The 25,721-nt window shown below is 65.5% G+C and carries 21 protein-coding genes; 4 read left to right on the top strand and 17 right to left on the bottom strand.

Annotated elements, in window-relative coordinates; translation table 11 throughout:
• Nucleotide 1 precedes the first annotated feature (1 nt).
• On the top strand, nt 2–901 hold the full coding sequence (locus AC1DUN_RS08575) for a DMT family transporter (RefSeq protein WP_477713588.1): 900 nt from the start codon (nt 2–4) through the stop codon (nt 899–901).
• Between the two features lie 15 nt (nt 902–916).
• Here AC1DUN_RS08575 and AC1DUN_RS08570 read toward each other — a convergent pair whose 3' ends face one another.
• The 3 genes from AC1DUN_RS08570 to AC1DUN_RS08560 all read right to left on the bottom strand — a co-directional run bounded on the left by AC1DUN_RS08570 (nt 917) and on the right by AC1DUN_RS08560 (nt 3,117).
• On the bottom strand, nt 917–1,366 hold the full coding sequence (locus AC1DUN_RS08570; protein WP_477663828.1) for a GatB/YqeY domain-containing protein: 450 nt from the start codon (nt 1,364–1,366) through the stop codon (nt 917–919).
• Nucleotides 1,367–1,486: 120 nt separating this feature from the next.
• Entirely contained in the window at nt 1,487–1,699 is a 213-nt protein-coding gene (gene rpsU / locus AC1DUN_RS08565) for a 30S ribosomal protein S21 (RefSeq protein ID WP_007872347.1), read from the bottom strand.
• 473 nt (nt 1,700–2,172) lie between these two features.
• Nucleotides 2,173–3,117: an alpha/beta fold hydrolase gene (locus AC1DUN_RS08560; RefSeq protein WP_477713587.1), complete on the bottom strand. Its 945-nt coding sequence runs from the start codon at nt 3,115–3,117 to the stop codon at nt 2,173–2,175.
• Nucleotides 3,118–3,211: 94 nt separating this feature from the next.
• On the opposite strand from AC1DUN_RS08560, the gene AC1DUN_RS08555 reads away from it, so the two are divergent.
• Complete coding sequence (locus AC1DUN_RS08555; RefSeq protein WP_477713586.1) at nt 3,212–4,069, top strand: cupin domain-containing protein; 858 nt, start codon at nt 3,212–3,214, stop codon at nt 4,067–4,069.
• Here AC1DUN_RS08555 and AC1DUN_RS08550 read toward each other — a convergent pair.
• The 8 genes from AC1DUN_RS08550 to nirB all read right to left on the bottom strand — a co-directional run bounded on the left by AC1DUN_RS08550 (nt 4,066) and on the right by nirB (nt 15,135).
• Nucleotides 4,066–5,298, bottom strand: coding sequence for a BaiN/RdsA family NAD(P)/FAD-dependent oxidoreductase (locus tag AC1DUN_RS08550; RefSeq protein ID WP_477713585.1), 1,233 nt, complete (start codon nt 5,296–5,298; stop codon nt 4,066–4,068). The two genes, AC1DUN_RS08555 and AC1DUN_RS08550, sit on opposite strands and share 4 nt — an antisense overlap.
• Nucleotides 5,299–5,324: 26 nt before the next feature.
• The gene (locus tag AC1DUN_RS08545; RefSeq protein WP_477713584.1) at nt 5,325–6,449 is read right to left on the bottom strand and encodes a sterol desaturase family protein; all 1,125 of its coding nucleotides are present in this window, start codon (nt 6,447–6,449) and stop codon (nt 5,325–5,327) included.
• 94 nt (nt 6,450–6,543) lie between these two features.
• Nucleotides 6,544–7,536, bottom strand: coding sequence for a hypothetical protein (locus AC1DUN_RS08540; protein WP_477713583.1), 993 nt, complete (start codon nt 7,534–7,536; stop codon nt 6,544–6,546).
• Nucleotides 7,537–7,604: 68 nt separating this feature from the next.
• Nucleotides 7,605–8,372, bottom strand: a complete 768-nt coding sequence (cobA, locus tag AC1DUN_RS08535) for a uroporphyrinogen-III C-methyltransferase (protein ID WP_477713582.1) — start codon at nt 8,370–8,372, stop codon at nt 7,605–7,607.
• Nucleotides 8,373–8,377: 5 nt separating this feature from the next.
• Nucleotides 8,378–9,286, bottom strand: coding sequence for a DNA-binding protein YbiB (gene ybiB / locus AC1DUN_RS08530; RefSeq protein WP_477713581.1), 909 nt, complete (start codon nt 9,284–9,286; stop codon nt 8,378–8,380).
• A 43-nt stretch (nt 9,287–9,329) separates the two neighbouring features.
• Entirely contained in the window at nt 9,330–12,269 is a 2,940-nt protein-coding gene (locus AC1DUN_RS08525) for a nitrate reductase (protein ID WP_477713725.1), read from the bottom strand.
• A gap of 29 nt (nt 12,270–12,298) precedes the next feature.
• The gene (gene nirD, locus AC1DUN_RS08520; protein WP_477713580.1) at nt 12,299–12,685 is read right to left on the bottom strand and encodes a nitrite reductase small subunit NirD; all 387 of its coding nucleotides are present in this window, start codon (nt 12,683–12,685) and stop codon (nt 12,299–12,301) included.
• A 14-nt stretch (nt 12,686–12,699) separates the two neighbouring features.
• Nucleotides 12,700–15,135, bottom strand: a complete 2,436-nt coding sequence (gene nirB, locus AC1DUN_RS08515; protein ID WP_477713579.1) for a nitrite reductase large subunit NirB — start codon at nt 15,133–15,135, stop codon at nt 12,700–12,702.
• Between the two features lie 382 nt (nt 15,136–15,517).
• Here nirB and AC1DUN_RS08510 point away from each other — a divergent pair, with 382 nt between their 5' ends.
• Together AC1DUN_RS08510 and AC1DUN_RS08505 are read left to right on the top strand one after the other, a co-directional pair.
• A complete protein-coding gene (locus AC1DUN_RS08510; RefSeq protein WP_477713578.1) occupies nt 15,518–16,801 on the top strand; it encodes a type IV pili methyl-accepting chemotaxis transducer N-terminal domain-containing protein in 1,284 nt (427 codons plus the stop codon).
• Between the two features lie 77 nt (nt 16,802–16,878).
• A complete protein-coding gene (locus AC1DUN_RS08505; protein ID WP_477713577.1) occupies nt 16,879–18,627 on the top strand; it encodes a bifunctional protein-serine/threonine kinase/phosphatase in 1,749 nt (582 codons plus the stop codon).
• Nucleotides 18,628–19,352: 725 nt separating this feature from the next.
• On the opposite strand, the gene AC1DUN_RS08500 is transcribed toward AC1DUN_RS08505, so the two are convergent.
• The 6 genes from AC1DUN_RS08500 to ntrB all read right to left on the bottom strand — a co-directional run bounded on the left by AC1DUN_RS08500 (nt 19,353) and on the right by ntrB (nt 25,676).
• A complete protein-coding gene (locus AC1DUN_RS08500; protein ID WP_477701178.1) occupies nt 19,353–20,567 on the bottom strand; it encodes an MFS transporter in 1,215 nt (404 codons plus the stop codon).
• Between the two features lie 161 nt (nt 20,568–20,728).
• On the bottom strand, nt 20,729–21,187 hold the full coding sequence (locus tag AC1DUN_RS08495; RefSeq protein WP_477713576.1) for a chemotaxis protein CheX: 459 nt from the start codon (nt 21,185–21,187) through the stop codon (nt 20,729–20,731).
• Nucleotides 21,188–21,198: 11 nt separating this feature from the next.
• On the bottom strand, nt 21,199–21,570 hold the full coding sequence (locus AC1DUN_RS08490; RefSeq protein WP_477662555.1) for a response regulator transcription factor: 372 nt from the start codon (nt 21,568–21,570) through the stop codon (nt 21,199–21,201).
• A 90-nt stretch (nt 21,571–21,660) separates the two neighbouring features.
• Complete coding sequence (locus tag AC1DUN_RS08485; protein ID WP_477713575.1) at nt 21,661–23,784, bottom strand: ATP-binding protein; 2,124 nt, start codon at nt 23,782–23,784, stop codon at nt 21,661–21,663.
• A gap of 95 nt (nt 23,785–23,879) precedes the next feature.
• The gene (locus AC1DUN_RS08480; RefSeq protein WP_477713574.1) at nt 23,880–24,689 is read right to left on the bottom strand and encodes an ABC transporter ATP-binding protein; all 810 of its coding nucleotides are present in this window, start codon (nt 24,687–24,689) and stop codon (nt 23,880–23,882) included.
• Nucleotides 24,690–24,707: 18 nt separating this feature from the next.
• Nucleotides 24,708–25,676 carry a nitrate ABC transporter permease gene (gene ntrB / locus AC1DUN_RS08475; protein WP_477713573.1) on the bottom strand — a complete coding sequence of 323 codons (969 nt, stop codon included), beginning with the start codon at nt 25,674–25,676 and terminating at the stop codon, nt 24,708–24,710.
• Nucleotides 25,677–25,721 lie beyond the last annotated feature (45 nt).

Genomic DNA, 25,721 nt, shown 5'->3' with positions numbered 1-25,721 from the left:
GATGATCCTGCCCGCCGAGACCCTGGCGCTGGCCGCGGCGGCCACCTGGGCCTGCTCCAGCCTGTTGTCGGCCTCCGCCGTGGCCCGCATGGGGGCTTTTGCCTTCAGCCGCTGGCGCCTGGCGTTTGCCTGCGCGATGCTCTGGGCCCTGGCCTTCGCCACCGGCAGCTGGCGCGGCTTGCGGCTGGACGGCGCGGGCGTGCTGGCGCTCTCGGGCGTGATCGGCATTTTTGTCGGCGACACGGCGCTGTTCGCCTGCATGGGCCGCCTGGGGCCGCGGCGCTCCGGCATTTTGTTCGCCACGCATGCGCTGTTTTCCGCGGTGCTGGCCTGGCTTTTCCTCGGTGAGACTTTGTCGGGATGGGGCCTGCTGGGCAGCGCCTTGCTGGTGGCCGGCGTGATGACGGCGATTGCCTTCGGCCGGCGCGAGACCGAGCTGCACCACTGGGAGTCCACCAAAGGGCGGCTGGCCGTGGGCATTGCCCTGGGTTTGGTGGCTGCGCTGGGCCAATCGGTGGCCACGCTGATGCTCAAGCCCCTGATGCAAAGCGGCATGGACCCGGTGGCGGCCTCGGCCGTGCGCATGAGCAGCGGCCTGGCGGCCCATGCCGCGCTGCTGTTCAGCGGCTGGCGCGTGGTACAGGCCACGCAGTCGCCGCGCTGGGTGGACCTGGGTTACACCTTTGCCAGCGCCGCGCTGGGCATGACTTTGGGTATGACGCTGATCCTCAAGGCCCTGCAAAACGGCAGCGCCGGCATGGTGGGCATGCTGTCGTCCGTGACGCCGGTGCTGCTGTTGCCCTTGTTGTGGTGGGTGTACCGCCGCCGGCCCGCCCTGGGCGGCTGGTGCGGCGCCTTGCTGACGGCCGCAGGCTGCGCGCTGATTTTGCTGCGCCACTGAAGGCGCAAACAGGGCTTAACCGGCCAGCGCGGCCTTGACGGCGGCCGAGACCTGGCCCATGTCGGCCTTGCCGGCCAGTTTGGCCTTCACCGCGCCCATGACCTTGCCCATGTCGCCGGGGCCGCTGGCGCCCAGCTCGGCCACGATGGCTTTCACGGCGGCGGCGACTTCGTCGGCGCTCAGGCGCGCCGGCAGGTAGGCCTGCAGCACGGTCAGTTCGGCGGCTTCCTTGTCGGCCAGGTCCTTGCGTTCGGCCTTCTGGAAGGCTTCCAGCGAATCCTTGCGCTGCTTGATCAGCTTGTCGACGATGGCGATCACGGCCGCGTCGTCCAGCACCACGCGCTCATCGACCTCTTTTTGCTTGAGGGCCGCCAGCAGCAGGCGTATGGTGCCCAGGCGCTCACTGTCCTTGGCGCGCATGGCGGTCTTCATGTCTTCGGTGATTTTGTCTTTGAGGGCTGACATTCGGGGCTCCTGGGGGGCGGGAATAGAGGGGAGGGGACGGCGCGGCGGGCGCCAAAAGCACAAAAGCCCGCAGAGCGTCCTCGTGCGGGCTTTTTGTTGCCGTGAGGCGGTACTAAAGGATTAGTACAGCTTCTTGGGCAACTGCATCGAGCGGATGCGCTTGTAGTTGCGTTTGACGGCGGCTGCCTTCTTGCGCTTGCGCTCTGCCGTTGGCTTTTCGTAAAACTCGCGGGCGCGCAGGTCGGTCAGCAGGCCGAGTTTTTCAATGGTGCGCTTGAAACGGCGCAGAGCCACGTCGAAGGGCTCATTGTCTTTTACACGGATGGTGGTCATTGTTCAATTGATCCAAAAGGTGCGCCCTAAATGATCTGATCAGGATCAGGCCAGGCGCGGGTTTGCTAGCAAAGCCTAGGATTATAGCACCCCCACGCTTTTCACTTCGCCTTCGGCTACGTGTAATGCGCTGCCCCCCGAGGGGGCGCTGCGCCTGCGGCCCGGCAAAGCCGGTTCCGCGGCCCCTGCTGGCCTTAAGAATTCAGGGCGTATGCGGGGTATTTCACCAGTGGGGGCCGCGGGACTGGCTTTGCCAGACCGCAGGCGCCGCCCCCTCGAGGGGGGAACAGGCTACACGCAGTGAGCCTGGACGGGGGGGGCGTGGACTGCCCGGCGAAGCCGGTTCCGCGGCTCATGCTGGCTTGAAGAGGGGGCCGCCAGTGGGGGCCGCGGGACTGGCTTTGCCAGACCGCAGGCGCCGCCCCCTTGAGGGGGGAACAGGCTACACGCAGTGAGCCTGGACGGGGGTGGGCCTATTCACTGATGAAATTCAGCAAATCCTGGTTGAGCCGCTCCTTGTGGGTATCGGTCAGGCCGTGCGGCGCGCCGGGGTAGACGATCAACCTGGCGTTTTTCACGAGTTTCGCGGCGGCGCGGCCGGAGGCGTCGATTGGCACGATCTGGTCGTCGTCGCCGTGGATCACCAGGGTCGGCACGTTAAAGCGCTTGAGGTCCTCGGTGAAGTCGGTGGCGGAGAAAGCCGCGATCGAGTCATAGGTATTCTTGTGGCCCGCCTGCATGCCCTGCACCCAGAACGACTGGATCAAACCCTGCGAGACCTTGGCGCCGGGGCGGTTGAAGCCGAAAAACGGGCCCGAGGCGATGTCCAGGTAAAGCTGCGAGCGATTGGCCAGTTCGCCCTGGCGAATGCCGTCGAACACCTCGATCGGCAGGCCGCCCGGGTTGGCCGTCGTCTTCAGCATCAGGGGCGGCACGGCGCTGACCAGCACCGCTTTTTTGACCTTTGCCGTGCCGTAGCGGCCGATGTAGCGGGCGACTTCACCGCCGCCGGTGGAGAAGCCAACCAGGGTCACGTCCTTGACGCCCAGCGAGTCGATCACCGCCGCCAGGTCGGCCGCATAGTGGTCCATGTCGTTGCCGTCCCAGGGCTGGCTGGAACGGCCGTGGCCGCGCCGGTCATGGGCGATCACGCGAAAGCCCTTGGAGGCCAGGAAAATCATCTGAGATTCCCAGCTGTCCGAGTTGAGCGGCCAGCCGTGGCTGAAGCTCACCACGGGGCCATTCTTCGGGCCCCAGTCCTTGTAATAAATCTGCACGCCGTCGGAGGTGGTGATGTAGCTGGCGCTGCGCGCCGCGGAAGCGGGCTGCTGCGGTTCGCCAGCGGCCATGGCCGGGCTGGCGGTGAGGGCGGCAGTGGCCAATGCTGCTGCGGCGGCGATGCGGGTAAGAGCGTTCATGTCTGTCCTTTGCGGTGGTTGAAGTCAAGTCGGAATCGACAGTACGAACTTTACGCTTTGAAAAATACGATAAGTATTTAATAATCTTAAAAAATTGATCCAAAGTATCAAATGGAGAATTTCATTGGTTGATCGACTTGAGACTTTGTTGAGGCATTTCTCGGTGAGCGCGAACGTTTTTCATTCGGGCGCGCTCTGCGGCGTGAACGAACTCGGCGAGGAGGAGGGCGCTGGGCAACTGCACCTGGTGCGCAGCGGAGAAGTTGGCGTCAGCCATGGCGGCGCCGAAGTCGTGCGCGTCAGCGGTCCCTGCCTGCTGCTTTACCCCAGGCCGTTGGCGCACCGGTTTATCACCGATGCGGCCCATGGCGCTGATTTCGTCTGCGCACACTTGCGCTTTGAGGGCGGGGCGGCCAATCCGATCGCGGCCGCTTTGCCGGCCTTTGTGCATCTGCCGCTGGCGCAGGTCGAAGGCGCCGCCGGCGTGCTGCAACTGCTGTTCGAAGAGGCATTCGAGCAGCGCTGCGGGCGGCAGGCGCTGCTGGACCGGCTGTTTGACGTGGTGCTGATCCAGGTGTTGCGCCACCTCATGGAAAACGGCGAAACGCGCTCCGGCATGCTGGCGGGGCTTTCGCATCCGCGCCTTCGCAACGCCATTGTCGCGATGCACCAGCACCCCGCGCAGGAATGGAGCCTGGAGGCCTTGGCTGATCGCGCGGGCATGTCTCGCAGCGTATTTGCCAACCAGTTTCGCGACGCGGTCGGCTGTACGCCGGGGGTGTACCTGCAACGCTGGCGGGTGGGCCTGGCACAGCAGGCATTGCGGCGGGGACAGCCGCTCAAGCTCATCGCCGCAGACGTCGGCTACGGCAGCGAAGCGGCGCTTTCGCGCGCCTTCAAGGTGCAATGCGGCCAGACACCGCGCGAGTGGAAGCTGGCCCTGCCGGGCTAGTGCGCTGCACTGAGCGCCTCGGCACAGGCATGTGCCGAAGCCCAGGCCCACTGGAAGTTGTAACCACCCAGCCAGCCGGTGACATCGACGACTTCGCCTATGAAATACAGGCCCGGTTGCCTGGATTCCAGGGTCTGGGAGGACAGGTCGCGGGTGTCTACGCCGCCCACGGTTACTTCGGCTTTTTTGTAGCCTTCGGAGCCGTTGGGGATGAGCTCCCAGTCCGCCAGGCGCTGGGCCAGGGCCTGCAGGGCCTTGTCGGTGGCTTCGCTGATGGGTTTTTGCAGCGCCGGGTCGGTGCTGACCCAGGCGTCGGCCAGGCGGCTGGGCACCAGGCTGGCGAGTTCGTTGGCGATCAGTTTTTTGGAGCTGGCCTTGGCGCGCAGCAGCAGGGCCGGCAGGTTCACGCCGGGTGCGAGGTTGATGCGTATGGGTTGGCCTTCGCGCCAGAAGCTGGAGATCTGCAGCACGGCCGGGCCGCTGAGGCCCCGGTGGGTGAACAGCAGGTCTTCCGAGAACACCACGGCTTTTTTGCGCTGTTTCGGCGTGGCGTCCGCCGCGCTGGTTTCTATCAACACCGGCAGCGCCAGGCCGGCCAGCTGGGCATAGGGCGCCCAGCCTTGGCCGTCGAAGGTCAGCGGCACCAGTGCGGCACGCGGCTCCACCAGGCGCAGGCCGAACTGTTTGGCGATGCGGTAGCCGAAATCGGTGGCGCCTATCTTGGGAATCGACAGGCCGCCGGTGGCGATCACCACCTGCGGCGCCGTGATCAGGCCGCGATCACTGTGAAGTTCGTAGTTTCCGCCCGCCTCCTGCGGGCCTTTGAGGCTCTGCACGCCGCAGGGCTGCCAGCGCGTCACCCCACCGGCTTCGCATTCGGCGAGCAGCATGTTGATCACGTCTTCGGCCGAGCGATCGCAAAACAGCTGGCCCTTGTGCTTTTCGTGGAACGGGATGTTGTGGCGCTGCAGCAGGGCGATGAAGTCCTGCGGCGTGTAGCGCGACAGCGCCGAGCGGCAAAAGTGCGGGTTCTCGCTCAGGAACTGCGCGGGCGTGGCGTCGCGGTTCGTGAAATTGCAGCGGCCGCCACCCGAGATGCGGATCTTTTCGGCGACTTTTTCGCTGTGGTCCAGCAGCAGCACCTTGAGGCCACGCTGGCCCGCCTGGGCCGCGCAGAACAGCCCGGCGGCGCCTGCGCCCACCACCACGGCGTCAAATTGGTGCGTCAAATCGGCCCCTGGTCCATGCGTCGTGCTCAGGGTTTCCAGATGAACGGGAACTTGAGCTGTTTCAGGAAACCGTTGGGCACGTAGTCGCCCAGCACGCCGTAGCGCTCGGGCCAGAGTTTGGTGCTTTTGACGGCGGTGCCGAACAGGTAGTCGATGAAGGCATAGTGCGCCGAGTAGTTGCGGTCCAGCGCTTCCTGGTCCTGGCTGTGGTGCCAGTGGTGGAAGTTGGGCGTCACGATCAGGTAGCGCAGCGGGCCCAGGCGCACGCTCACATTGGCATGGTTGAACACCGCCTGGAAGCCGACGATCACGATGTAGGCGTCTATGACTTCCTTGGAAAAACCCAGCACATAGATGGGCGCCAGGATCAGCGTGCGGGTCAGCAGCAGTTCCAGGATGTGCTGGCGCGAACCGGCCAGCCAGTCCATGCTTTTGGCGCTGTGGTGCACCGCGTGCAGGCGCCACAGCACGGGCACCTCGTGGTAGGCCCGGTGCGTCCAGTACTGCACCAGGTCGGCCACCAGCACGATCAGCAGCACGCCGGCCCAGAAAGGCAGGCCCTGCACCCAGCCGCGTATGCCGTCGTTGGCGGCCCAGCCGAAGAACTTGTGCACCAGCAGGTTGGTGGCCAGCAGCACAAAGCCCACGATCATGTGGTTGACGATGAAGTGGTGGAAGTCGGTCTGCCACTCGGCGCGGAACACCGGCTGGTCCTTGCGCAGCGCAAACAGCTTTTCAATGAAGATGAAGATCAGCGAGGAGCCCAGCAGGTCCAGGATGAACCAGTCCAGGCCGATGTAGGGCGTGTTGTCGGCGAAATCGTTGACCGGCACCTTGTGGCCGCCCAGCAGCGCTGTGGCCGCGACCAGCAAAAAGGCCGCGCCGGCCAGCCAGCGCGAGCGGTTGAAGATGATGTTGACCAGCGAGATGCCGCCGGCAATCACCAGCGAGGTGAACATCACGATGCGGATCACGTCGACGTTGTAGCTCTTGCGCAGCTCGGGCGTGGTCAGGTATTCGGGGAAGTGAAAAGCCAGCACGCCCAGAAAGCACAGCACGCCCAGGCTCAGCGCGATCACGCCGCTCATGATGCCGCTGCCGGGGCGCAGTTCGCCGTGGCTTTCCGTCAGTTCGTTGAGTTTGTCTAGCATCGCGCCATTCCCCCTGCTGTTGTTTTTGACATCGGGAGTGTAGCCGCGCACGCCGGATTCGGGGCCGGCCCTCGCCGGCCGGCCCACGGCCTTGTCACTGTTTCACGATGACGGGCTGGACGGTGAACACATTGGGGTTTTTGGGCTCCACGCTGACGCGCACCCAGTGGATCAGCGGGCTGCCGAAGGTCTGCAAACGCGTGAGGTTGGCCAGCAGCTTGGTGGGGCTGTAAAGCGGCTTGTCGACCTTGAAGAAATGCGTGTCGCCGTGCACCAGCAGCACCTGCCCGGCGAACTGCTCGGTTTCGGCGATGACATGGCTGATGAAATTGCGGTAGCCGCTGACCCCCGGCGCCTGGCTTTCGTCAATGCCCTCGGTTTCCGGCAAGTCAAAGCCCGGGTCGGCCTGGATCACCAAAACAAGGCCGCGCGCCTTGGCGGCTTTCGCCTGAGAGAAAGCCTCCTGCATCCAGCGCACATTGGCCGCGTCGCGCTCCAGGTATTCGGCGTTGGAGGCCTCGCACTGGGCCGCGGTGCGCGCGCTTTTCTGGCTGCAGTCTTTATCGTCCAGGATTTTGTTGTTGTTGCTGCCCGGCACGTTCAGCGTCGCGAACACGATGCCCTGGTGGGCAAATCGCGTGTTCTCGACGAATTTCTCACCCAGCGGCGCCTGGTGGACCAGCGCCATGCTGCGCTTGCCCAGGCTGCGGGTGGTCGGGAACATGGTTTTGCGCAGGTAGGCCAGGCGCTCCAGGGCGTCGTATCCGCCGTTGTTGAGGCGGTGGCAGTCCGTCCATTCGTTGTCGCCGGGCACATAGACCACGGGCTTTTTCAGCTCGCCGAACATGGCCAGCGCCGAGGCATAAATGTCCTCGGTGCATTTGGAGCTGCCGTCCTTGATGTCGCCGTCGTAGATCGAGAAGGCGATGTCCGACTGGTTGATGCTTTTGAGCAGCGCCGGGATTTTCGGGTCGTCGCCGGCTTTTTGGTAGGGCATGTCGCCCCACAGGCCGAATGAAAAACTCTGCGCCTGCGCGCAGGCCATGCCGAGCGCCAGCAGCGCGCCGGCCAGGAAACGGTGGGACATCTTTGCTCCAGTCGAAAGACCGGGAGCTTAGGTGGGCCGTGTGACCGCTGTGTGACGCGGTATTGCGTTCAGGCTGCGCGAACGGCGTCGGGGTGCGCCGCCGCCACGGCCACGCCGCTGATCACATCGCCCACCACGATGACCGAGGGGCTGGCCAGGCCGGCCTCGCATATCGCGCTTGCCAGCTCGCCCAGCGTGGTGGTGATGTGGCGCTGCGCCGCCAGCGAGGCACTCTGGACCACGGCGACCGGCGTGGCGGCCGGCAGGCCGGACAGCAGTTCATCCTGGATGCGTTCGGCGCCGCTGACGCCCATGTAAATCACCAGCGTGAGGCGCGCGCTGTGCGCGGTGGCGGCCAGGGCCTTCCAGTCGGTGCCGCTGTCGCCGGGCTTGGCATGGCCGGTGACGAAGACCACGCCGTGCGCATGCTGGCGGTGCGTGAGCGGCACGCCCAGCGAGGTGACGGCCGCCAGGCCCGCGGTGATGCCGTTGACGACTTCCACCTCAATGCCGGCCTCGCGCAGGTGCTCGACCTCTTCGCCGCCGCGGCCGAAGATAAAGGGGTCGCCGCCCTTGAGCCGCACCACGTCCTCGCCCTCGCGGGCGGCCATCAGCATGAGTTTTTCAATAAAAGCCTGGGGCGTGGACTTGCAGCCGCCGCGCTTGCCCACGTAGACGATGCGCGCTTCGGGCCGCGCGAAGGCCACGATCTCGTCGCTCACGAGGTCGTCCACCAGCAGCACGGTCGCGCGCTGTATCGCCTTCAGGGCCTTGAGGGTCAGCAGTTCCGGGTCGCCGGGGCCGGCGCCTACGAGGGTGACTTTTCCGTGGTTCATCGTGGTCATTTGATTTGGGGCAACAAGTGCAAGATATGTTCCACCTGCCGCGCAATCGATGGCGGCACGGGTTTGTCGCCGGCCAGTACCGATTGAATATAGGCCGCGGTGGCGGCGGCGTCCACCGTCCTGGGCAGCTCGGGCAGGGTGGCCAGCGTGCCGGCCTGGGTTTCCTGCAGCAGCGAACGTTTTCCGCCTATGAAAGCCTCCATCTGCGGCATGCGGCGCGCGTCGGCCACGCCTTCGCCTTCGGTGCCGCGCAGCAGCATCGCATTGGCACCCGTCAGCTCGAAGGTCTGCGCCATCGAGATGGCGTATTCCGGGTGTGTGTAGCTGCTCACCACCAGGCTTTTGCCCAGGCAGGGGCTCATGATCTTGACCAGGCTGTGCGCCGGGTTGCGCAGGCCCACGGCGCGGCGCACGTCCAGCAGGCGCTTTAAAGACGGCAGCAGCAGCTCGGTGGGCGCGAAAACGGCTTCGCCGCTCCCGATTTTGCGCACCGCCGCCAGCGCATGGATGCCCAGCGCCTGCAGCACTTCCGAAGCAAACACCCGGCTGGTTTCGGTGGGCGTGCCGTGCACCAGGACGGGCACGCCCTCGCGCGCCAGCAGCAGGGCCAGCAGCGGAGTGAGCACCGGCAGCTTGCGCGCGCCGTTGTAGCTGGGCAGCACCACGGTGGGGGTCTCGCCGGCGGGGAAATGCGCCAGGCGCTGCTGCAGCGCCTCGAGGAAACCCGCCATTTCTTCGGGCGTTTCGCCCTTGATGCGCATGGCCAGGCAAAAGCCGCCGATTTCCAGGTCGGTCACGGTGCCGTCCAGCACCTGGCCCAGCAGGTCGGCGGCCTGCTCGCGCGTCAGGGCGCGGGCGCCGTCCTTGCCGCGGCCGATTTCCTTGATGTATTGGCTAATGCCCATAAGCGTGATTGTCTGCGAATGCAGATAACTTCTTGTTATGAGCTTAAGCGAGCTGCCGGATCGGGATCACGGTACGTGGTGCGGCGGCTTGTTCCTCGCTGCGCGCCGAGCGCACGCGGCGCTTGAGTTCGGGCACGCAGGAGCCGCAATTGGTGCCGCATTTGAGTGCCGCCTGCAGCGAGGCCAGCCGCTCTTCGTCGGTGTGCAGGTGGCCGCCGCCGCCCCCGCCGCCGGCTACCAGCGCCAGGTGTTCGTCGATGGCCGTGTCGCTGACATTGAGGCAGGTGCAGACCAGCTTGCCGCGCGACTGCACCGCCACCGGCGGCTTGGCGCCGGGCAGCAGCAGCAGCCGGCCGTAGGCCTGGGCCGGCAGCTCGTCCTGCAGCAGGGTTTTGATCCAGGCCTGGGCGCTGGTGTCGCCGGCCAGCACAAAACCGGCAAGCTCGGCCGCCTCTCCCTTGCGCAGCAGCCGCACGGTGCGCCGCTGGCCTTTTTTGCGGTCGGCGTAGCGCAGCACGTCGGCGCCGTCCAGGCCGAGGATGGACTCCAGCCTGGCCAGCAATTCATCGGGCGGGGCTTCGTGGCCGGCCGCGCGGAACAGCAGGCCGGAGCGCTCGCGGCCGTGGTCGGCCAGCGCGGTGTTGTTGGAAAAAGGCACGCAGCTGGTGAAGGGAAAGGCCGCCATCAGCGGCTTGAGCTGCTCGCGCGCGGCCAGCACCTCGCCGCCCGGCAGCCAGGCCATGGCCAGCAGCGTCCAGGGCATGTCGGCCTTGAGGATCTTGACCGCGGCATGTTTGAGTTCGGGCTGCTTGGAGCTCGGGCAGTAGGCCGAGGTGGTGATCGCATTGACGCCGGCCAGCGTGACGCCGCTGGTGGACTGCCCGCTCAGGTACTCCTCGCCCCAGTGCATGGCGATAAAGGCCTGGCTCACTGCCACCTCGGGCGAGGCCTGCAGCGGCACGACGATGGAGCCGCGCTTGGAGGTCACGTAGACCAGGTCGCCGTCTTTCAGCAGGCGGCGCGCCATGTCCTGGGCATTCATCTGCACAGACGGCTCGGCCACATGGCCGAACAGCCGGCCCAGGGTGCCGGTGCGGCTCATGCCGTGCCACTGGTCGCGCAGCCGGCCGGTGGTCAGCGAAAACGGGAAGCGCGACTCGCGCGGCTCGGCCACCGGCTTGTAGACGGTGTTGGCAAAACGCGCTTTGCCGTCGGCAGTGGGGAACACGCCGTCTTCATAGAGCCGGGCCTTGCCCGCGCTGTCGCCGGGCTTGAAGGGCCACTGCCGCGGCGCTTCCTCGAGCAATTCATAGCTCAGGCCGGTGATGTCCAGGTCGCGGCCGCGCGTGGATTCGCGGTGCTCGTTCCAGATGACTTCCACGCCGAGGGCGGCGTCTTGCAGCGGGTAGGGGAAGAGGGTGGTACGGGGAAGAGGGGGCGGGGCCTCGGCGACGGCTGCCTCTTGCTCGGAGAGAGGCTCAGGCTTGTCCGCCTTCAGCAGCTTTTCCAGCCGCTGCGCGAAGTCCACCACGATGGCCCAGTCATGGCGCGTTTCCCCGGGCGCGGCCACGGCCGGGCGCACGCGGCTGATGCGGCGCTCGCTGTTGGTCACCGTGCCGGTTTTTTCGCCCCAGGTGGTGGCGGGCAGCAGCAGGTCGGCATAGTCGCAGCTCGAGGTGGTGGCAAAGGCTTCCTGCACGATGACCAGTTCGGCGCGCTCCAGCGCGCGGCGCACCGTGGCCTGGTCGGGCATGGACTGGGCCGGGTTGGTGCAGGCTATCCACAAGGCCTTGATTTCGCCGTCGGCGGCGGCCTGGAACATCTCGACGGCGGTCTTGCCGGGTTTTTCCGGCACCGAGGGCACGCCCCACAGGGCCGCGATTTCCGCGCGGTGTGCGGGGTTGGCCAGGTCGCGGTGCGCGCTCAGCAAATTGGCCAGGCCGCCCACCTCGCGCCCGCCCATGGCATTGGGCTGGCCGGTCAGCGAAAACGGCCCGGCGCCGGGCTTGCCGATCTGGCCGGTGGCCAGGTGCAGGTTGATCAGGGCGGCGTTCTTGGCTGTGCCGCTGCTGGACTGGTTCAGGCCCTGGCAATACAGGCTCAGCGTGGCGGCCGAGGTGGCGAAGAGTTTCGCTGCGGCGAGCAGGTCTTCCTTTTTGATGCCGCAGGTCTCGGCCACCAGGTCGGGCGTGTAGTCGCGCACCGTGGCCTTGAGCGCGTCAAAGCCCGTGGTGTGCGCGGCGATGTAGGCCGCGTCGGTCCAGCCCTCCCACAGCATGATGTGCAGCATGCCGTTGAAGAGCGACACGTCGGTGCCCGGCTGTATCGGCAGGTAGAGGTCGGCGATCTCGGCCGTGTCGGTGCGGCGCGGGTCGCAAAAAATGATCTTGAGCGCCGGGTTGGCGGCCTTGGCGTCCTCGATGCGCCGGAACAGGATGGGATGCGCATAGGCCGTGTTGCTCCCGACGATGAAGATGCACTGCGCATGGTTCACGTCGTCGTAGCAGGCCGGCGGCGCGTCGGCGCCCAGCGTCTGCTTGTAGCCGGCCACCGCGCTGCTCATGCACAGGCGCGAATTGGTGTCTACGTTGTTGGTGCCTATCAGGCCCTTGGCCAGCTTGTTGAAGACGTAATAGTCCTCGGTCAGCAGCTGGCCTGAAATATAAAAACCCACCGCGTCGGGGCCGTGGTCGCGGATGATCTGCGCAAAACTTTCGCTGGCAAAACCCAGCGCGCTGTCCCAGGACACCGGCTTGGCCGCTTCATGGCGGTGCTCGCGCCGCATGGGCTGCAGCAGCCGCGTTTGCCGCGTGACGGCGGCCGAAGCCGTCAGCGCCAGCGTCGAGCCCTTGGTGCAGAGCCGGCCGAAATTGGCCGGGTGGTCGGGGTCGCCCCTGACTCCCGTGATCTGGTTGCCTTGCGATTCGATCACCACCCCGCATCCCACGCCGCAGTAAGGGCAGGTCGAGCGGGTTTCCTTCAATCCTGCATCAACAAGGGTCATTGGGGCGTTCAGGCGTTGGTCAGTTCTTTGGCCGCGGGGCCGGCTACCACGGGTTGCAAGTCCAGTGCCAGCGTCGCCAGCTCCGTGGCATCGAGGTGCACGGCGCCGTCCTCGACGCGCACGCTGAATTTCTGCGCGCAGCCTTCGTCGGGCGCCTTGGCGCAGCCGCCTTCCAGGTCTATGGTCCAGTTGTGCAGCGGGCAGGCCACGCTGGTGCCGAACACAATGCCCTGGCTCAGCGGGCCGCCCTTGTGCGGGCAGCGGTCCAGCAGCGCGAACACGCCGTCTTCATCGTTGCGGAACACCGCGACGTCGATGCCGCGCTCACGCGCCACGCGGCGCGAACCCAGCACCGGGATGTCGGTGACCAGGCAGATTTTTTTCCATTCAGACATAGTGATCTCTCAATTCAGGCGGGCGTGAGTTTTTCAAACTGCCGGGTGTCGACCGCGGCTTCCTTGAAGTCGAACCAGGGATCGGGCTCGCCGTCGAGCGCGAACTGCAGGCGTTCCCACAGCGCCTTGCGGCCTTCGTGGTCTTCCAGGATGCGCTTTTTGACGTAATCCAGGCCCACACGGTTCACGTAGTGCACCGTGCGCTCCAGGTACCAGCCTTCCTGGCGGTAGAGCTCGCAGAAGGCGCCGGTGTATTCGAGCACTTCCTCGGCGGTCTTGAGCTTGGTGAAGAAGTGGGCCACTTCCGTCTTGATGCCGCCGTTGCCGGCGATGTACATCTCCCAGCCCGAATCGACGCCTATGATGCCGACGTCCTTGATGCCGGCCTCGGCGCAGTTGCGCGGGCAGCCGCTGACGGCGAATTTCACCTTGTGCGGCGCGTACATGCGCCACATCGCGCGCTCCAGGTCCTTGCCCATCTGCGTGCTGTCCTGGGTGCCCATGCGGCACCATTCGCTGCCTACGCAGGTCTTCACCGTGCGCAGGGCCTTGGCGTAGGCGTGGCCAGAGGGCATGCCGATGTCCTTCCAGACGTTTTGCAGGTCCTCTTTTTTCACGCCCAGCAAATCGATGCGCTGGCCGCCGGTGACCTTGACGGTCGGTATCTTGTATTTGTCCACCGCGTCGGCGATGCGGCGCAGTTCGCTGGCCGTGGTTTCGCCGCCCCACATGCGCGGGATGACGCTGTAGGTGCCGTCCTTCTGGATGTTGGCGTGGCTGCGTTCGTTGATGAAGCGGCTTTGCGGGTCGTCCTTGGCCTCCTTGGGCCAGGTGCTGGTCACGTAGTAGTTGACGGCCGGGCGGCAGCTGGCGCAGCCGTTGGGCGTCTTCCATTCCATGAACTTGTAGACCTCGGAGATCGTCAGCAGCTTGTTGGCGCGTATCGCATCGCGCACCGCCTGGTGGCCATGGTCGGTGCAGCCGCACATGGCCTTGAGCTTGGGCGTGGCCGAGTAGTCGCCGCCGGCCGTGAACATGAGGATCTGCTCGACCAGGCCGGTGCAGGAGCCGCAGGAGGCGCTGGCCTTGGTGTGCTTCTTCACCTCGTCGAGCGTGAACAGGCCTTTTTCCTTGATGGCCTTGCAGATGGTGCCCTTGTTGACGCCGTTGCAGCCGCAGACCTCGGCGTCGTCGGGCATGGTGGCGGCCTTGTTGTGGCCTTCATGGCCTGTGTCGCCGAGATTGGACTCGCCGAAGATCAGCTTGTCGCGGATGTCGCTGACGCTGCGGCCGTCGCGCAGCAGCTTGAAGTAGTAGCTGCCGTCCACCGTGTCGCCGTAGAGGCAGGCGCCGACCAGCTTGTCGTCCTTGATCACCAGCTTCTTGTAGACRCCGCCGAAGGGGTCGCTCATCACGATTTCCTCGGCGCCGTCGCTGCCCATGAACTCGCCGGCGCTGAACAGGTCTATGCCCGTGACCTTGAGCTTGGTGGAGGTCAGCGAACCCGAATAACGGCCTATGCCGAACTGCGCCAGGTGGTTGGCCGCGACCTTGGCCTGCTCAAACAGCGGCGCCACCAGCCCGTAAGCGATGCCGCGGTGCGCCGCGCATTCGCCCACCGAGTAGATGCGCGCGTCGGTGACGGTCTGCATGGTGTCGTTGACGACGATGCCCTTGTTGCAGTGCAGGCGCATGGATTCGGCCAGCTGGGTGTTGGGGCGTATGCCCACCGCCATGACCACGAGGTCGGTGGCCACTTCGCTGCCGTCCTTGAACTTGATGGACTTCACGCGGCCTTCTTCGTTGCCGGTGAGCTCCTGGGTCTGCGCGCCTATCAGGAACTTCAGGCCGCGGTCTTCCAGCGATTTCTGCAGCAGCTTGCCCGCCACGTCGTCGAGCTGGCGCTCCATCAGCCAGGGCATGACGTGCACCACGGTGACTTCCATGCCGCGCAGCATCAGGCCGTTGGCCGCTTCCAGGCCCAGCAGGCCGCCGCCGATGACGACCGCCTTCTTGTATTTCTCGGAGGCCTCGATCATCGCGTTGGTATCGGCGATGTCGCGGTAGGCGATCACGCCTTGCAGGTCCTTGCCCGGCACCGGCAGGATGAAGGGGTTGGAGCCGGTGCACATCAGCAGGCGGTCGTATTCCTCTTCGGTGCCGTCCTCGGCGCGCACGATGCGCTTGACGCGGTCGACTTCCACCACTTTTTTGCCGGCATGCAGCGTGATGTGGTTGTCCTTGTACCAGTCCCAGGAGTTCAGCACGATCTCATCCAGCGTCTGCTCCCCGGCCAGCACGGGCGACAGCAGGATGCGGTTGTAGTTGGGATGGGGCTCGGCGCCGAAGACCGTGATGTCGTACAGGTCGGGCGCGACCTTGATCAGCTCTTCCAGGGTGCGCACGCCGGCCATGCCGTTTCCGACCATTACCAGTTTTGATTTTTTCATGGGGCTACTCCAGGGGATTCAGTGTGTCCAGGTGCAAACGTCATGCCACGGCCGTGCCGCGCAGGCGCGCGTCCACGCAGCTTGTCAGGGGGTGCAAGCCGGTCCGGCTTGCCTGAAACAGGATGAAATTCATGATGCTCTCTCCCGGTCAACAGGGATCCGGGCCGTTGACCCGGTATGAGGCACACCATTACGCACGTCGTTGTGCGCAGGACCCGCAGTGCATTCGCTAAGGTCGGGCGCGTCGTTACGCCCGCGATAGCTAATGCAAAACTTGTGCCATATCATTGGCCTGCAAGCCGCGCCCGGAATCCGCAGCCGGCGCGTGGCGCGCGACTTGCATCCTGACCAGCCTTATTTCCCTCCCAAGCTATTGATTTGTATGACTTCCGCATTGGTAAACCTGAACGGCCCCGCCGGCGCCAACCCGCTGGTCTCCGACCTTGAGGCGGCCGGCATCCAGGTCCTGGGGGTGCTCCACGAGCGCAGCAAACTGGTGCAGGAGGCACTGCGGCAGGCGCCCGACGTGCTGGTTTGCCACGATGCGCTGCCCGATGAGGCCTTGTTCAAGCTCTTGCAGGTGGTCGGCGAGACCGCGCCTTGCCCCGTCCTGGTGTTCACCAGCGACAGCGATGCGGAAAAAATCACGCGTGCCACGGAAGTCGGGGTCCATGCCTACGTGGTCAACGGCTACAGCCCGCAGCGCCTGCGGCCGCTGATCCACCTGGCCCAGGCTCGCTTCAGGCGCGAGCAGGCCCTGCAGGACGAGATGCGGGACATCGCCGGCCGCCTCGAGGAGCGCAAGGTGGTGGACCGCGCCAAGGGCATTTTGATGCGCGCCCGCCAGATGTCCGACGACGACGCCTTCCAGATTCTGCGCACCGCTTCCATGCACACCAACCAGCGTCTGGGCCAGGTGTCGCAGCACATCATCCATTCAGCCCGTTTCGCCGAAGACGTCAACCGCTCGGGCCAGTTGCGCATGCTGTCGCAGCGCCTGGTCAAGCTGGTGCTGCTGCGGCTGGCGGGCGTGCAGCCCGAGCGCGTGGCGCAGCTGCTCGCGGAGTCGGTGCAGCGCATAGATGCCAATATCGCCTCTCTCAGTAAAAGCCTGTCCAAGCCCACGTTTGGCGACCTGCTGGGGCAGGTGAGCCTGACCTGGGCGCGCCTGAAGCCCGCCCTGGAGGAAAGCCGCGCGGCCGGCGAGATGGCGCACCTGGACGAGCTCGCCGAGCTGCTGCTGCAGGAAGCCGAGCGCATGACCGCCATCCTTGAAAGCGCCGGCGCCATGCCGCCGCTGCAGATGCTCAACCTGGCCGGCCGCCAGCGCATGCTGAGCCAGCGTTTCGCGAAATACGCCTTGCTGCAGGTCCTGGGCGGCACGGCCTCACAGCGCAGCGAGGTGGGCATGGCCGAGTCGCAGGCGGCTTTTGAGAAGGCGCTGCAGTACCTCAACGACATCCCGCTGACCAGCAGGGAGATCCGCGAGTCCCTGGACAAGGCCGCCGCGGGCTGGGCGCAGATGCGCGCCGGTGCCGCGGGCATCGCCAAGGGCAAGGATGTGAAACGGCTGGAGGGCCTGGCCACCGCCAGCGAAGACCTGCTGGACGTGTTCGAGCAACTCTCGGTGCAGTACGAGCGCAGCATGCAAATGCTGGTGGGCTAGGGCCCGCCAACGGGCGCCAGCCCGGTGCATTGCTGCATTGCACCAATATTGGGCATTGAACTTGCTTACATTGGTGCATGGCATTTGATCTGGACATTGGCTTCGCCACGCTGGCGGGCCGTAAAAACAGCAACGAGGACTTCTGCGCGGCCATGCTGCCCGAACCGGGGCAGGAAGGCATGGGCTCCATCGTGGCGGTGGCCGACGGCGTGAGCACCGGCGGCATGGGCCGGGAAGCCGCGCAAACCACGGTCACCAGCCTGGTCCGCGACTACTACGGCACGCCCGAGACCTGGGACACCACGGTGGCGCTGGACCGCATCATCGGCGCGCAGAACGCCTGGCTGGCCGGCATCAACCGCCGGCGCCGGCCGGCCGTGGGCCTGACCACCCTCACGGCGCTGGTGCTGCGCGGGCAGTCCTACACCCTGGCGCATGTGGGCGATTCACGGGCTTATCTGCTGCGCGGCGGTGCGCTGCAGCAGCTTACGCACGACCATGCGGTCAACCATCCCGACTTCAGGCACCAGCTGCTGCGCTCGGTGGGCGCCGAAGACCATGTGGTGGTCGACTACATGCAGGGTGACCTGCAGGTGGGCGATGTGTTTGTGCTCGTCACCGACGGCGTGCACGGCGTGCTGCGCGATGCGCGGCTGCGGGATTTTGCCGGCCTGCAGGAAGCGGGCGGCTCCCAGCTGGCCAGCCAGGGACTGGTCGACGCCGCCCTGGCCGCCGGCAGCAACGACAACCTGACGGCCGTCGTGGTGCGCGTGCGCGGCCTGCTCGACGCCACCCTGCAGGACGTGAGCCGTATTGCCCAGACTTTGCCGGTGCCACCCAAGCTGAAGGTCGGCGACGTGATCGACGGCCTTGTGGTGACCGCGAAAGTGGCCGACAACGAGATCCATGTGCTGTACCAGGTGCGCGACCCGGCCACGCGTGTGCTTTACGCCCTCAAGGCCTTGAACCCCGCGAGGTCCCACGATGGCGAGGAGCGCGCCATGCTGGCGCACGAGGCCTGGCTGGCCCTGCGCATGCAGTCGGGCCCGGCGGCGGGGCATCTGGTCAGGCTTCACGAAAGCCCGCCAGCCGGGCAGGAGCGCAGCGCTTTTTACCTCCTGTACGACTGGCACAGCGGCGAGACGCTGCAGCAACTGCTGGAACGCGGCCACAAATTCAGCGTTGAACAGGTGCTGGGCGCGGCCACCCAGGCGGCGCGCGCGCTGGGCCGGCTGCACCGCCAGTGCGTGATCCACCGCGACATCAAGCCCGCCAACCTGCACCAGGGCGAAGACGGCGTGCTGCGCCTGCTGGACCTGGGCGTGGCCCTCAGCGGGCGCGAGCCCGAAGCCATGCGCAAGCTGCACGCCGGCACCCCCAGCTTCATCAATCCCGAGCAATGGGGCTTCAGCGCCACAGGCAGCGACGGGCCCGAGGAATTGCCCGACGCGCAAAGCGACCTGTTTGCGCTGGGCGTCACCCTGTACCAGCTGCTGACCGCCAGGCTGCCCTACGGTGAGGTGCTGCCTTACCAGGCCGGCCGCTACTACCGCGACCCGGTCGCGCCCAGCCGCATCAACCCCGAAGTGCCGATCTGGCTGGACCACGTGGTGCTCAAGGCCGTGTCCCGCGACAAGCGCCGCCGCTTTGAAACCGCCGAAGAGTTACTGCTGGCGCTGGAACGCGGCGCCTCGCGCCCGCTGACCGCGCCGCAGGGGACGCCCTTGATTGAGCGGGATCCGGTGATGCTGTGGAAGTTGCTGTTGGCGGTTAGTGTTGTGGTGAATGTTTTGTTGATTTATTGGGTTTTGTTTTTACCTCGCTGAGAGTTGCCGGTCTTGCTCCGGCGGTGTGCCCTCCTCTGAGGCTTGCTGGCCGGGGGTAGCCCGGCAGCTACTCACTTTTATCGAAACCCGCAAAGCGGGTTTTCTTTTGTTCGCCAAAAGGCGCGCTACGCGCGCGGGGTTTGCTCACTTCGCGCAGCGAAGTTACGCAAACACCAAAAGTAAGCAAAAGAAAAGGCGACCCTGGTGTCTGCGTCCCTTCGCTTCGCTACGGGCAACCTGCGGTGCTCGGTCCAGCCGGGGTCTGGCTAAACTCGCTACGCTGCGCTTCGCTCAGACAACGCCAGCCCTGATCCGTCTGGCCCTCCGCTCCTCGGCGCATACACAAGGGGTGGGGACAGGAATACCAAACAGCTGAATACCTGAAGAAACAAGGACACGCCATGGCGTGTCCTTGTTTGTATTGGTCTTCTTGGTATTTCGGTATTCGGTTCCCGATTGCCCCGTCCTGGCTGGGCCGAGGAGCGCAGACGTAGGCGGATCAGGGCTCGCGCTTGTTTGAGCCGAAGGCGAGTTTGCGCGAGACCCCGCCGTAGTCGAGCACCGCAGGTTGCCCGAAGCGAAGCGTAGGGACCCAGACTGCGGGTCGCCTTTCTTTTGGGTACTTTTCTTTGGCGAAGCAAAGAAAAGTGCCTCGCCCGCCGGGGCGAGACCCGGTCAGCTGAACTTAGAAGAGAGCACTCCGCCGGAGCAAGACCGGCCTTTCTTCACGCGCCGCGAGCACGACCCCCCTTTTCAGCCCATGTCCGCGTCCACCGAATCTGCATAACCCGGAGCATCACCAACATCCCCAAAGCCAAAGCCGCAAAAAAGAAGAACCCCCACATATAGGTCCCGGCATATTGTTTGGAGATGCCCATGGCGTTGGGCACCAGGCCGCCGCCCAGGGCGCCTATCTCGCCGATCATGGAGCCGGCGACCGCGGTGGCCAGGGGCCAGCGCAGGGGCACGAGCTGGAAGAGGGCGCCGTTGCCTGCGCCCAGGGCGGCAAAGCACAGCATCACCAGCAGCGTGGTGCCGGCCAGGGAGCCGCCGGCCAGGCCGCAGGCGATCAGCGTGCCGGCGATGGTGAGCAGCACCACGCTCAGGGTGTTGACGCCACCCCAGCGGTCGGAAATCCAGCCGCCGAAGATGCGCAGCGCCGCGCCCATGAAGGCCGCCAGCATGGACAGCTGGCCCGCCTGCACCTTGCTGACGCCGAACTGGTCGTAGTAATAGGAGGGCAAAAACGTGGCCAGGCCTATGAAGCCGCCGAAACTCACGGCATAGATCAGGCTGAAGGCCCAGCCGTCTTTCTCGAACAGGCAGGCGACGTGCTCGCGCAGCGTGGCGTGGCTGTCCACGTCGTCGGGTTCCTTGGCAAAAAGAATCATCGCGATCATGGGCAGCAGCATGGCCACAGCAGCAATGCCGTAAACCGACTGCCAGCCGAAGCGCTGGGCCAGCGCGGGCGCCACCAACACCGAGACGGCGGTGCCCACGTTGCCCGCGCCGACCAGGCCCATGGCCAGGCCCTTGTAGCGCGGCGGAAAGGAGCCCGAACCCAGGCTCAGCGCGACGCCGAAGCTGGCGCCGGCAATGCCCAGCAGCACGCCCATGGCCAGCAGGCTGCTGTAGGAGTCGACCACAAAGTAGCCGAACAGCAGGGCCACCATGATCAGCCCCATTTCCACCAGCGTGGCGTTCTTGCGGCCTATGTACTGGGCCAGCACGCCCAGCGGAAAGCGCATCAAGGCGCCGGCGAAGATGGGCACCGAGAGCATCACACCCTTCTGAGTGGGCGAGAGGTTGTAGGTTTCCGAAATGAAAGGGGCCATGGCCCCGTTCATCACCCAGATGCAACATGAGAAGGCGAAGTAAAAAAACGCCGCACCCAGCGTGGGTGCGTGACCTGCCTTGAGAAAATTACGAAACCCCGCCATGGTGCAAGCTCTTTCTGTGAGATGGTTAACTCCCAGAATCAGTGCGAAAAGCGTGCCACCTTGGGGCGTGCAAAACGCACCCTTGCAGCGCGATTTCAGCCTTTACGCCGGTTTCTTTTGGTGCGCTGCACAAAATGCGTGCACCGAGGCGGGAGTTCAGCTCAGTTCTTGCGGTCCATGTCGACGCAGACCATGGCCGAATAGTGGTTCCAGCGCAGCGTGATGACATAGGGACGGGTGCGCACCCTGGCCTTCATGCCCTGCGTGCCCTGCATCTTGACCGGCACCGAAATCTGCAGCTCGGAGCCCAGGGCCTTGCGCGCGTTGCCGGCCAGCGTGTTGGCGATCTCGCCCACGGCGTCCAGCAGGTTGCCGTCGCTGAGGTCGGTTTCATGCTGTAGCAGCAAAATTTCCCGCACCAGCTTGCCCGGCATGGAGACCATCACATGGCCGTTGTGGCTGCCCGAAAAGGCCACGATGCCGTTGAATTCAAAGCCCTCGATATCGCCCGAGCCGAGGTAGGCCGAGGTGATCTGCGGCTCCTGCCGGGTGGTGACTTTCAGGTAATTCCGGATCGAGTCGACAAACAGCTTGAGGTCGTTTTCGTTGAGTGTGGCCATGGCAGCCCTCCTTAGCGCATGTCGGCGATGTCGAGCAATGCCATCTGCAGCTCTTCATCGGTGAAGGGTTTGGCGACGAAGCCGCGTGCGCCCAGCTTGAGCGCCTGGATGGCCGTCGACTTGTCGCTGAGCGCGCTGACCACGAGGATCTTGACGGCCGGGTCCAGCTTGAGCAGCGCGGAAATGCATTCGATGCCGTCCATCTCGGGCATGGTCAGGTCCATGGTGACGACTTCGGGCCGGGTCGCCCGGGCCAGCCGCACGGCCTCGTTGCCGTTCCTGGCCAGGCCCGCGAGCACGATGCCCTTGATGCCGCCGTTTTGCACCACGCGCGAGATGCGGGTGCGGATCATGTTGGAGTCGTCAACAATCAGCAATCGCATGGTGAGCCTCCTTGGGGGTTGGGGATGTTTGGCATGTCTGGCATGTCTGGCATGTCTGGCATGTCTGGAAATTGGTCATGTGGGGCGGCCTCAGGAAAACACGACCCGGAATTCGGTGTGCTGGCCGGGTGTGCTCGATAGCAGCAGGCGCGCACCCAGGCTTTGCACATTGGCCTGCACCAGGTCCAGGCCGACACCGCGGCCGGCATGCCGCGACGTCGCGGCGGCGGTGGAAAAACCGGGCTTGAAGATGTTCGCGACGATCTGCTTGTCGCTGAAACTCTGCAACTGTTCGGCGTTGTACCAGCCCAACTCCAGCAGGCGGCGGCGTACATCGGCGGCGTTCAAGCCGGCACCGTCGTCGCGAACCGTGAGCTGCCATTGGCCGGCGTCGTCAGGGGCCAGCGCCACGCTGAGCTGGCCTTCGGCGGGTTTGCCGGCGGCCTGCCGCGCGGCCGGGGTTTCCACGCCGTGCACCACGGCATTGCGCAGCAGCTGGATGGCGATCTCGCGCACCAGGCCCATCTTGGCCGGTGGTAATTCCGGCGCGCCGGCGATGCGCACATCGGCCTTCACGCGTTTGCCGCAGTCCGTGGCCACTTCGGTGGCCAGCCGGGTGAGCGCGGCGTGCAGGTCTTGCGGCGAATCGCCTTGCCGGGATGACGCGCCCTCGCCCGAACGCCTCTGGCCCAGGGCTTTGAAGGCGCCCACCTTGGAGAGCAGGTCTTCCAGCGGTAGCGGCAGGGCCAGCAGGGCGTCGCCGGTGGCTGCGCCGCTGTCCTTGAGTTTTTGCAACTCACTCTCGAACTGGTGGGCCAGCGTGGCCAGGATTTCCAGGCCCAGGGAGGCGGCGTCACCCTTGAAGGCGTGGATGCGGCGGTAGGCGCCGTCCACGGCCTTGAGCACCTGGATCTCGGAGGCGGCCGAGGAGGTGCTGCGCAGCAGGTCGTTGACCTCGAGCAGCGAAGCCTCGGCGCGCTCGACGAAGGCCCGCATCATGGCTGGCTCGGTCTCGAAGGCCTTGAGCATCATGGACAGCTCTTTTTGCGAGCGCTGGCGTTCGCCGGCAAGCCTGGCCTGCAGTTCGACCTTTTGCGTGATGTCCTGCACGGTGACCAGCAGGTGCCGCACGGTGGCGCCGTCCTGCACCCGGTTGAAATGGAAGGACAGGTAGCGGGGGGTTTGCTGGCCCAGGCGGTTGGCAACGGTGAGTTCCACTTCCGAAAGCGGGTTGATGCCCTGGACCAGCTGCTCCTTCACATGCGGGGAGAACAGCAGCTCGACATAGTCGCGCGCGTCGGTGAGGGCTTTGAGGGACACCATCGTGGACAGCACCTCAAAGAAGTTCTGCCCCGGCGCCAGCGTCTTGCCGAACAGCGCGTGGGTGGAGCGGGACAGCTGCGAGCCCAGCTGGTGCCCCGGCGTGAGCAGGAACAGGCCTTCGCGCACACTCGCGAGGATTTCGCGGTTTTCCTCGGTCGCCGCCTCGATCGCCGCGTCGGAGGTCTTCAGCCGGCGCAAAAACTTGAACAGGATGAAGGCGAAATTCAGCAGGGCCAGCACGATGCCGCCGGTTTGCACCATGCGCAGCACGCTGGCGCGCGACGCGCCTATCTGCTGTGTTTCGGTCACGAAGTCGTTGGCCGCGCTGAGCAGCTCGCTGTTGTGGGCCTGGCTGTAGGCCAGCGCGGCGGCCAGTTCCTGCTGCGTGAAGTTGTCGCCGCTCAGCAAGGGCTGGAGCAGGGCGAAGTAGGGTTTCCACAGGACTTCCACCTTTTCTTCGAGTTCGCGGCCGCGGCTGGATGTCACGGGGTGCAGGTAGACCGGCTTGCCGTCGCCGCCGGGAATCGTTCCGCCTTCGCGAAAAGCCACTTGCGAGATCTGGAAGACCTTGGCGCCCGAGCGCAGCTCCGCCAGGGTTTCGGGCTTGTAGAAAAGCCCGGCGGCGCGCATGGCGTCAAGCTCCAGCAGGGTGCGCGCGACGCGCTGCGACACATAACGCTGGCGGCCCGACAGGTTGATGGTCACGGTGTCCTGGTCGATCTTGAACGAGGTGTAGAAATTCAGCACCAGCACCCCGAGATCGAACAGCAGGAAGAAGGCCACCGCGATGATGATTTCGCGGTATTTGCCGAACAGGCCGGGGCCGGCTTTGCGTGCGGGCCGGGCGGCCGCGATCCTGTCGGCGCCTTGGACTGGCAAAACTGCAGACATAGCAAACCTCCCTTGTGCGAACTTGCGGAACGGTTTATCCCGTTTTCTTGCGATGCGGCCGCCGGCCGGTTTTCCGGCTTCTCGGCGGCCCTGCCTCAGGCTGCCTTTTCGACGTGGCCCTGGCGCGTATAAAGAAAGTCGATCACGGCTTTGCGGTAGCCCAGGTAGCGGATGTCCTCGGCCAGCGCCACGCGCGAGCGGGGCCGCGGCAACTCGACCTGCAGCACCTCGCCGATCGTGGCCGAGGGGCCGTTGGTCATCATCACGATGCGGTCGGAGAGCAGCACCGCCTCATCGACGTCGTGGGTCACCATCACCACCGTGCTTTGTGTGGTGGCCACGATCTGCAGCAGCTCGTCCTGCAGCTTGGCGCGGGTCAGCGCGTCCAGCGCGCCGAAGGGTTCATCGAGCAGCAGCACCTTGGGCTCCATGGACAGCGCGCGCGCGATGCCGACGCGCTGCTTCATGCCGCCCGAGATTTCGCCGGGGCGCTTTTGCGCCGCCGCGCTCAGCCCGACCATGGCCAGCGCCGCATCGGTGCGGGCCTTGAGTTGGGCCTTGCTTTCGGTGGCCGAGAACACGCGCTCGACGGCCAGGTAGACGTTTTCAAAACAGGTCAGCCAGGGCAGCAGCGAGTGGTTCTGGAACACCACGGCGCGCTCCGGGCCGGGCCCGGCGATTTCGCGGTTGGCGCACAGCAGGCTGCCCTCGGTGGGCGTCGTCAGGCCGGCGATCAGGTTCAGCAAGGTGGACTTGCCGCAGCCCGAGTGGCCGATCAGCGCGACGAACTCGCCCTTGGCGACCGTCAGGTTGATGTTCTGCAGCGCGCGGAACGGCCCCTTGCGGGTCTTGAAGGTCTGCTCGACGCCCTGGATTTCGATGTACTTGGTGGTGAAGGATGTCATGGCGGGGCTCCTGGGGGCTTAGTTCTTGACTTCTTCGAAGGTGAAGGCCGTGGCCAGCTTGATCAGCGCGAATTCCAGCACCAGGCCGACGATGCCGATCACGAAGATCGCGATGATGATGTTCTTGACGTTGAGGTTGTTCCACTCGTCCCAGACCCAGAAGCCGATGCCGACGCCGCCGGTCAGCATCTCGGCCGCGACGATCACCAGCCAGGCGGTGCCCACGGCCAGGCGCACGCCGGTCAGCATGTAGGGCAGCACGGCGGGGAAGAGAATCTTGGTGACGATCTTCCATTCGCTGAGATTGAGCACGCGCGCCACGTTCATATAGTCCTGCGGCACGCGCTGCACGCCGACGGCGGTGTTGATGATCATGGGCCAGATCGAGCAGATGAAGATGGTCCAGATGGCGGCCGGGTTGGCGCCCTTGAAGACCAGCAGGCCTATGGGCAGCCAGGCCAGCGGCGAGACCGGGCGCAGCAGGCTGATCAGCGGGTTGAACATGCGGCTCAGGAAATTGAAGCGGCCGATCATGAAACCGACCGGGATGCCGACAACCGCCGCCATGCCGAAGCCCATGGCCACGCGCTTGAGCGAGGACAGCACATTCCAGCCCACGCCCTGGTCGTTGGGGCCCTTGCTGTAGAAGGGGTCGCTGAAGATCTGCACCGCCTGGGCGAGGGTGTCCTTGGGAGACGGGATGCTGCCGCCCGTGCCCATGAACACCAGCTCCCACACCAGCGCCAGCAGGCCCAGGCCCAGCAGGGGCGGCAGCACCGCCAGCCAAAGGGCGGAGAGGTCCCAGGACGCACGGGCCGGCGCGGCGGGTGCGGCCGCTTGTGCCGGGGAAGGAGTGGTAGAGGGGTTTGTCATGTTCTTTTGGGCGGGCGCCGATGGCGCAGGGCCGGCATCCCTGGTTTTGGGTTTGTCGCCGCCGCGGGCTGTGGGCGCGGCGTCGAGCGGGCTGTGAAATACGGCACTGACCATGGCGTGACCTCTTTGCGTGAAGGTGGAGTGGCGGTGGTGGCTGTG

Source organism: Polaromonas sp. P4_F6 (assembly GCF_056401275.1).
This window is presented reverse-complemented; position numbering and strand designations above follow the sequence as displayed.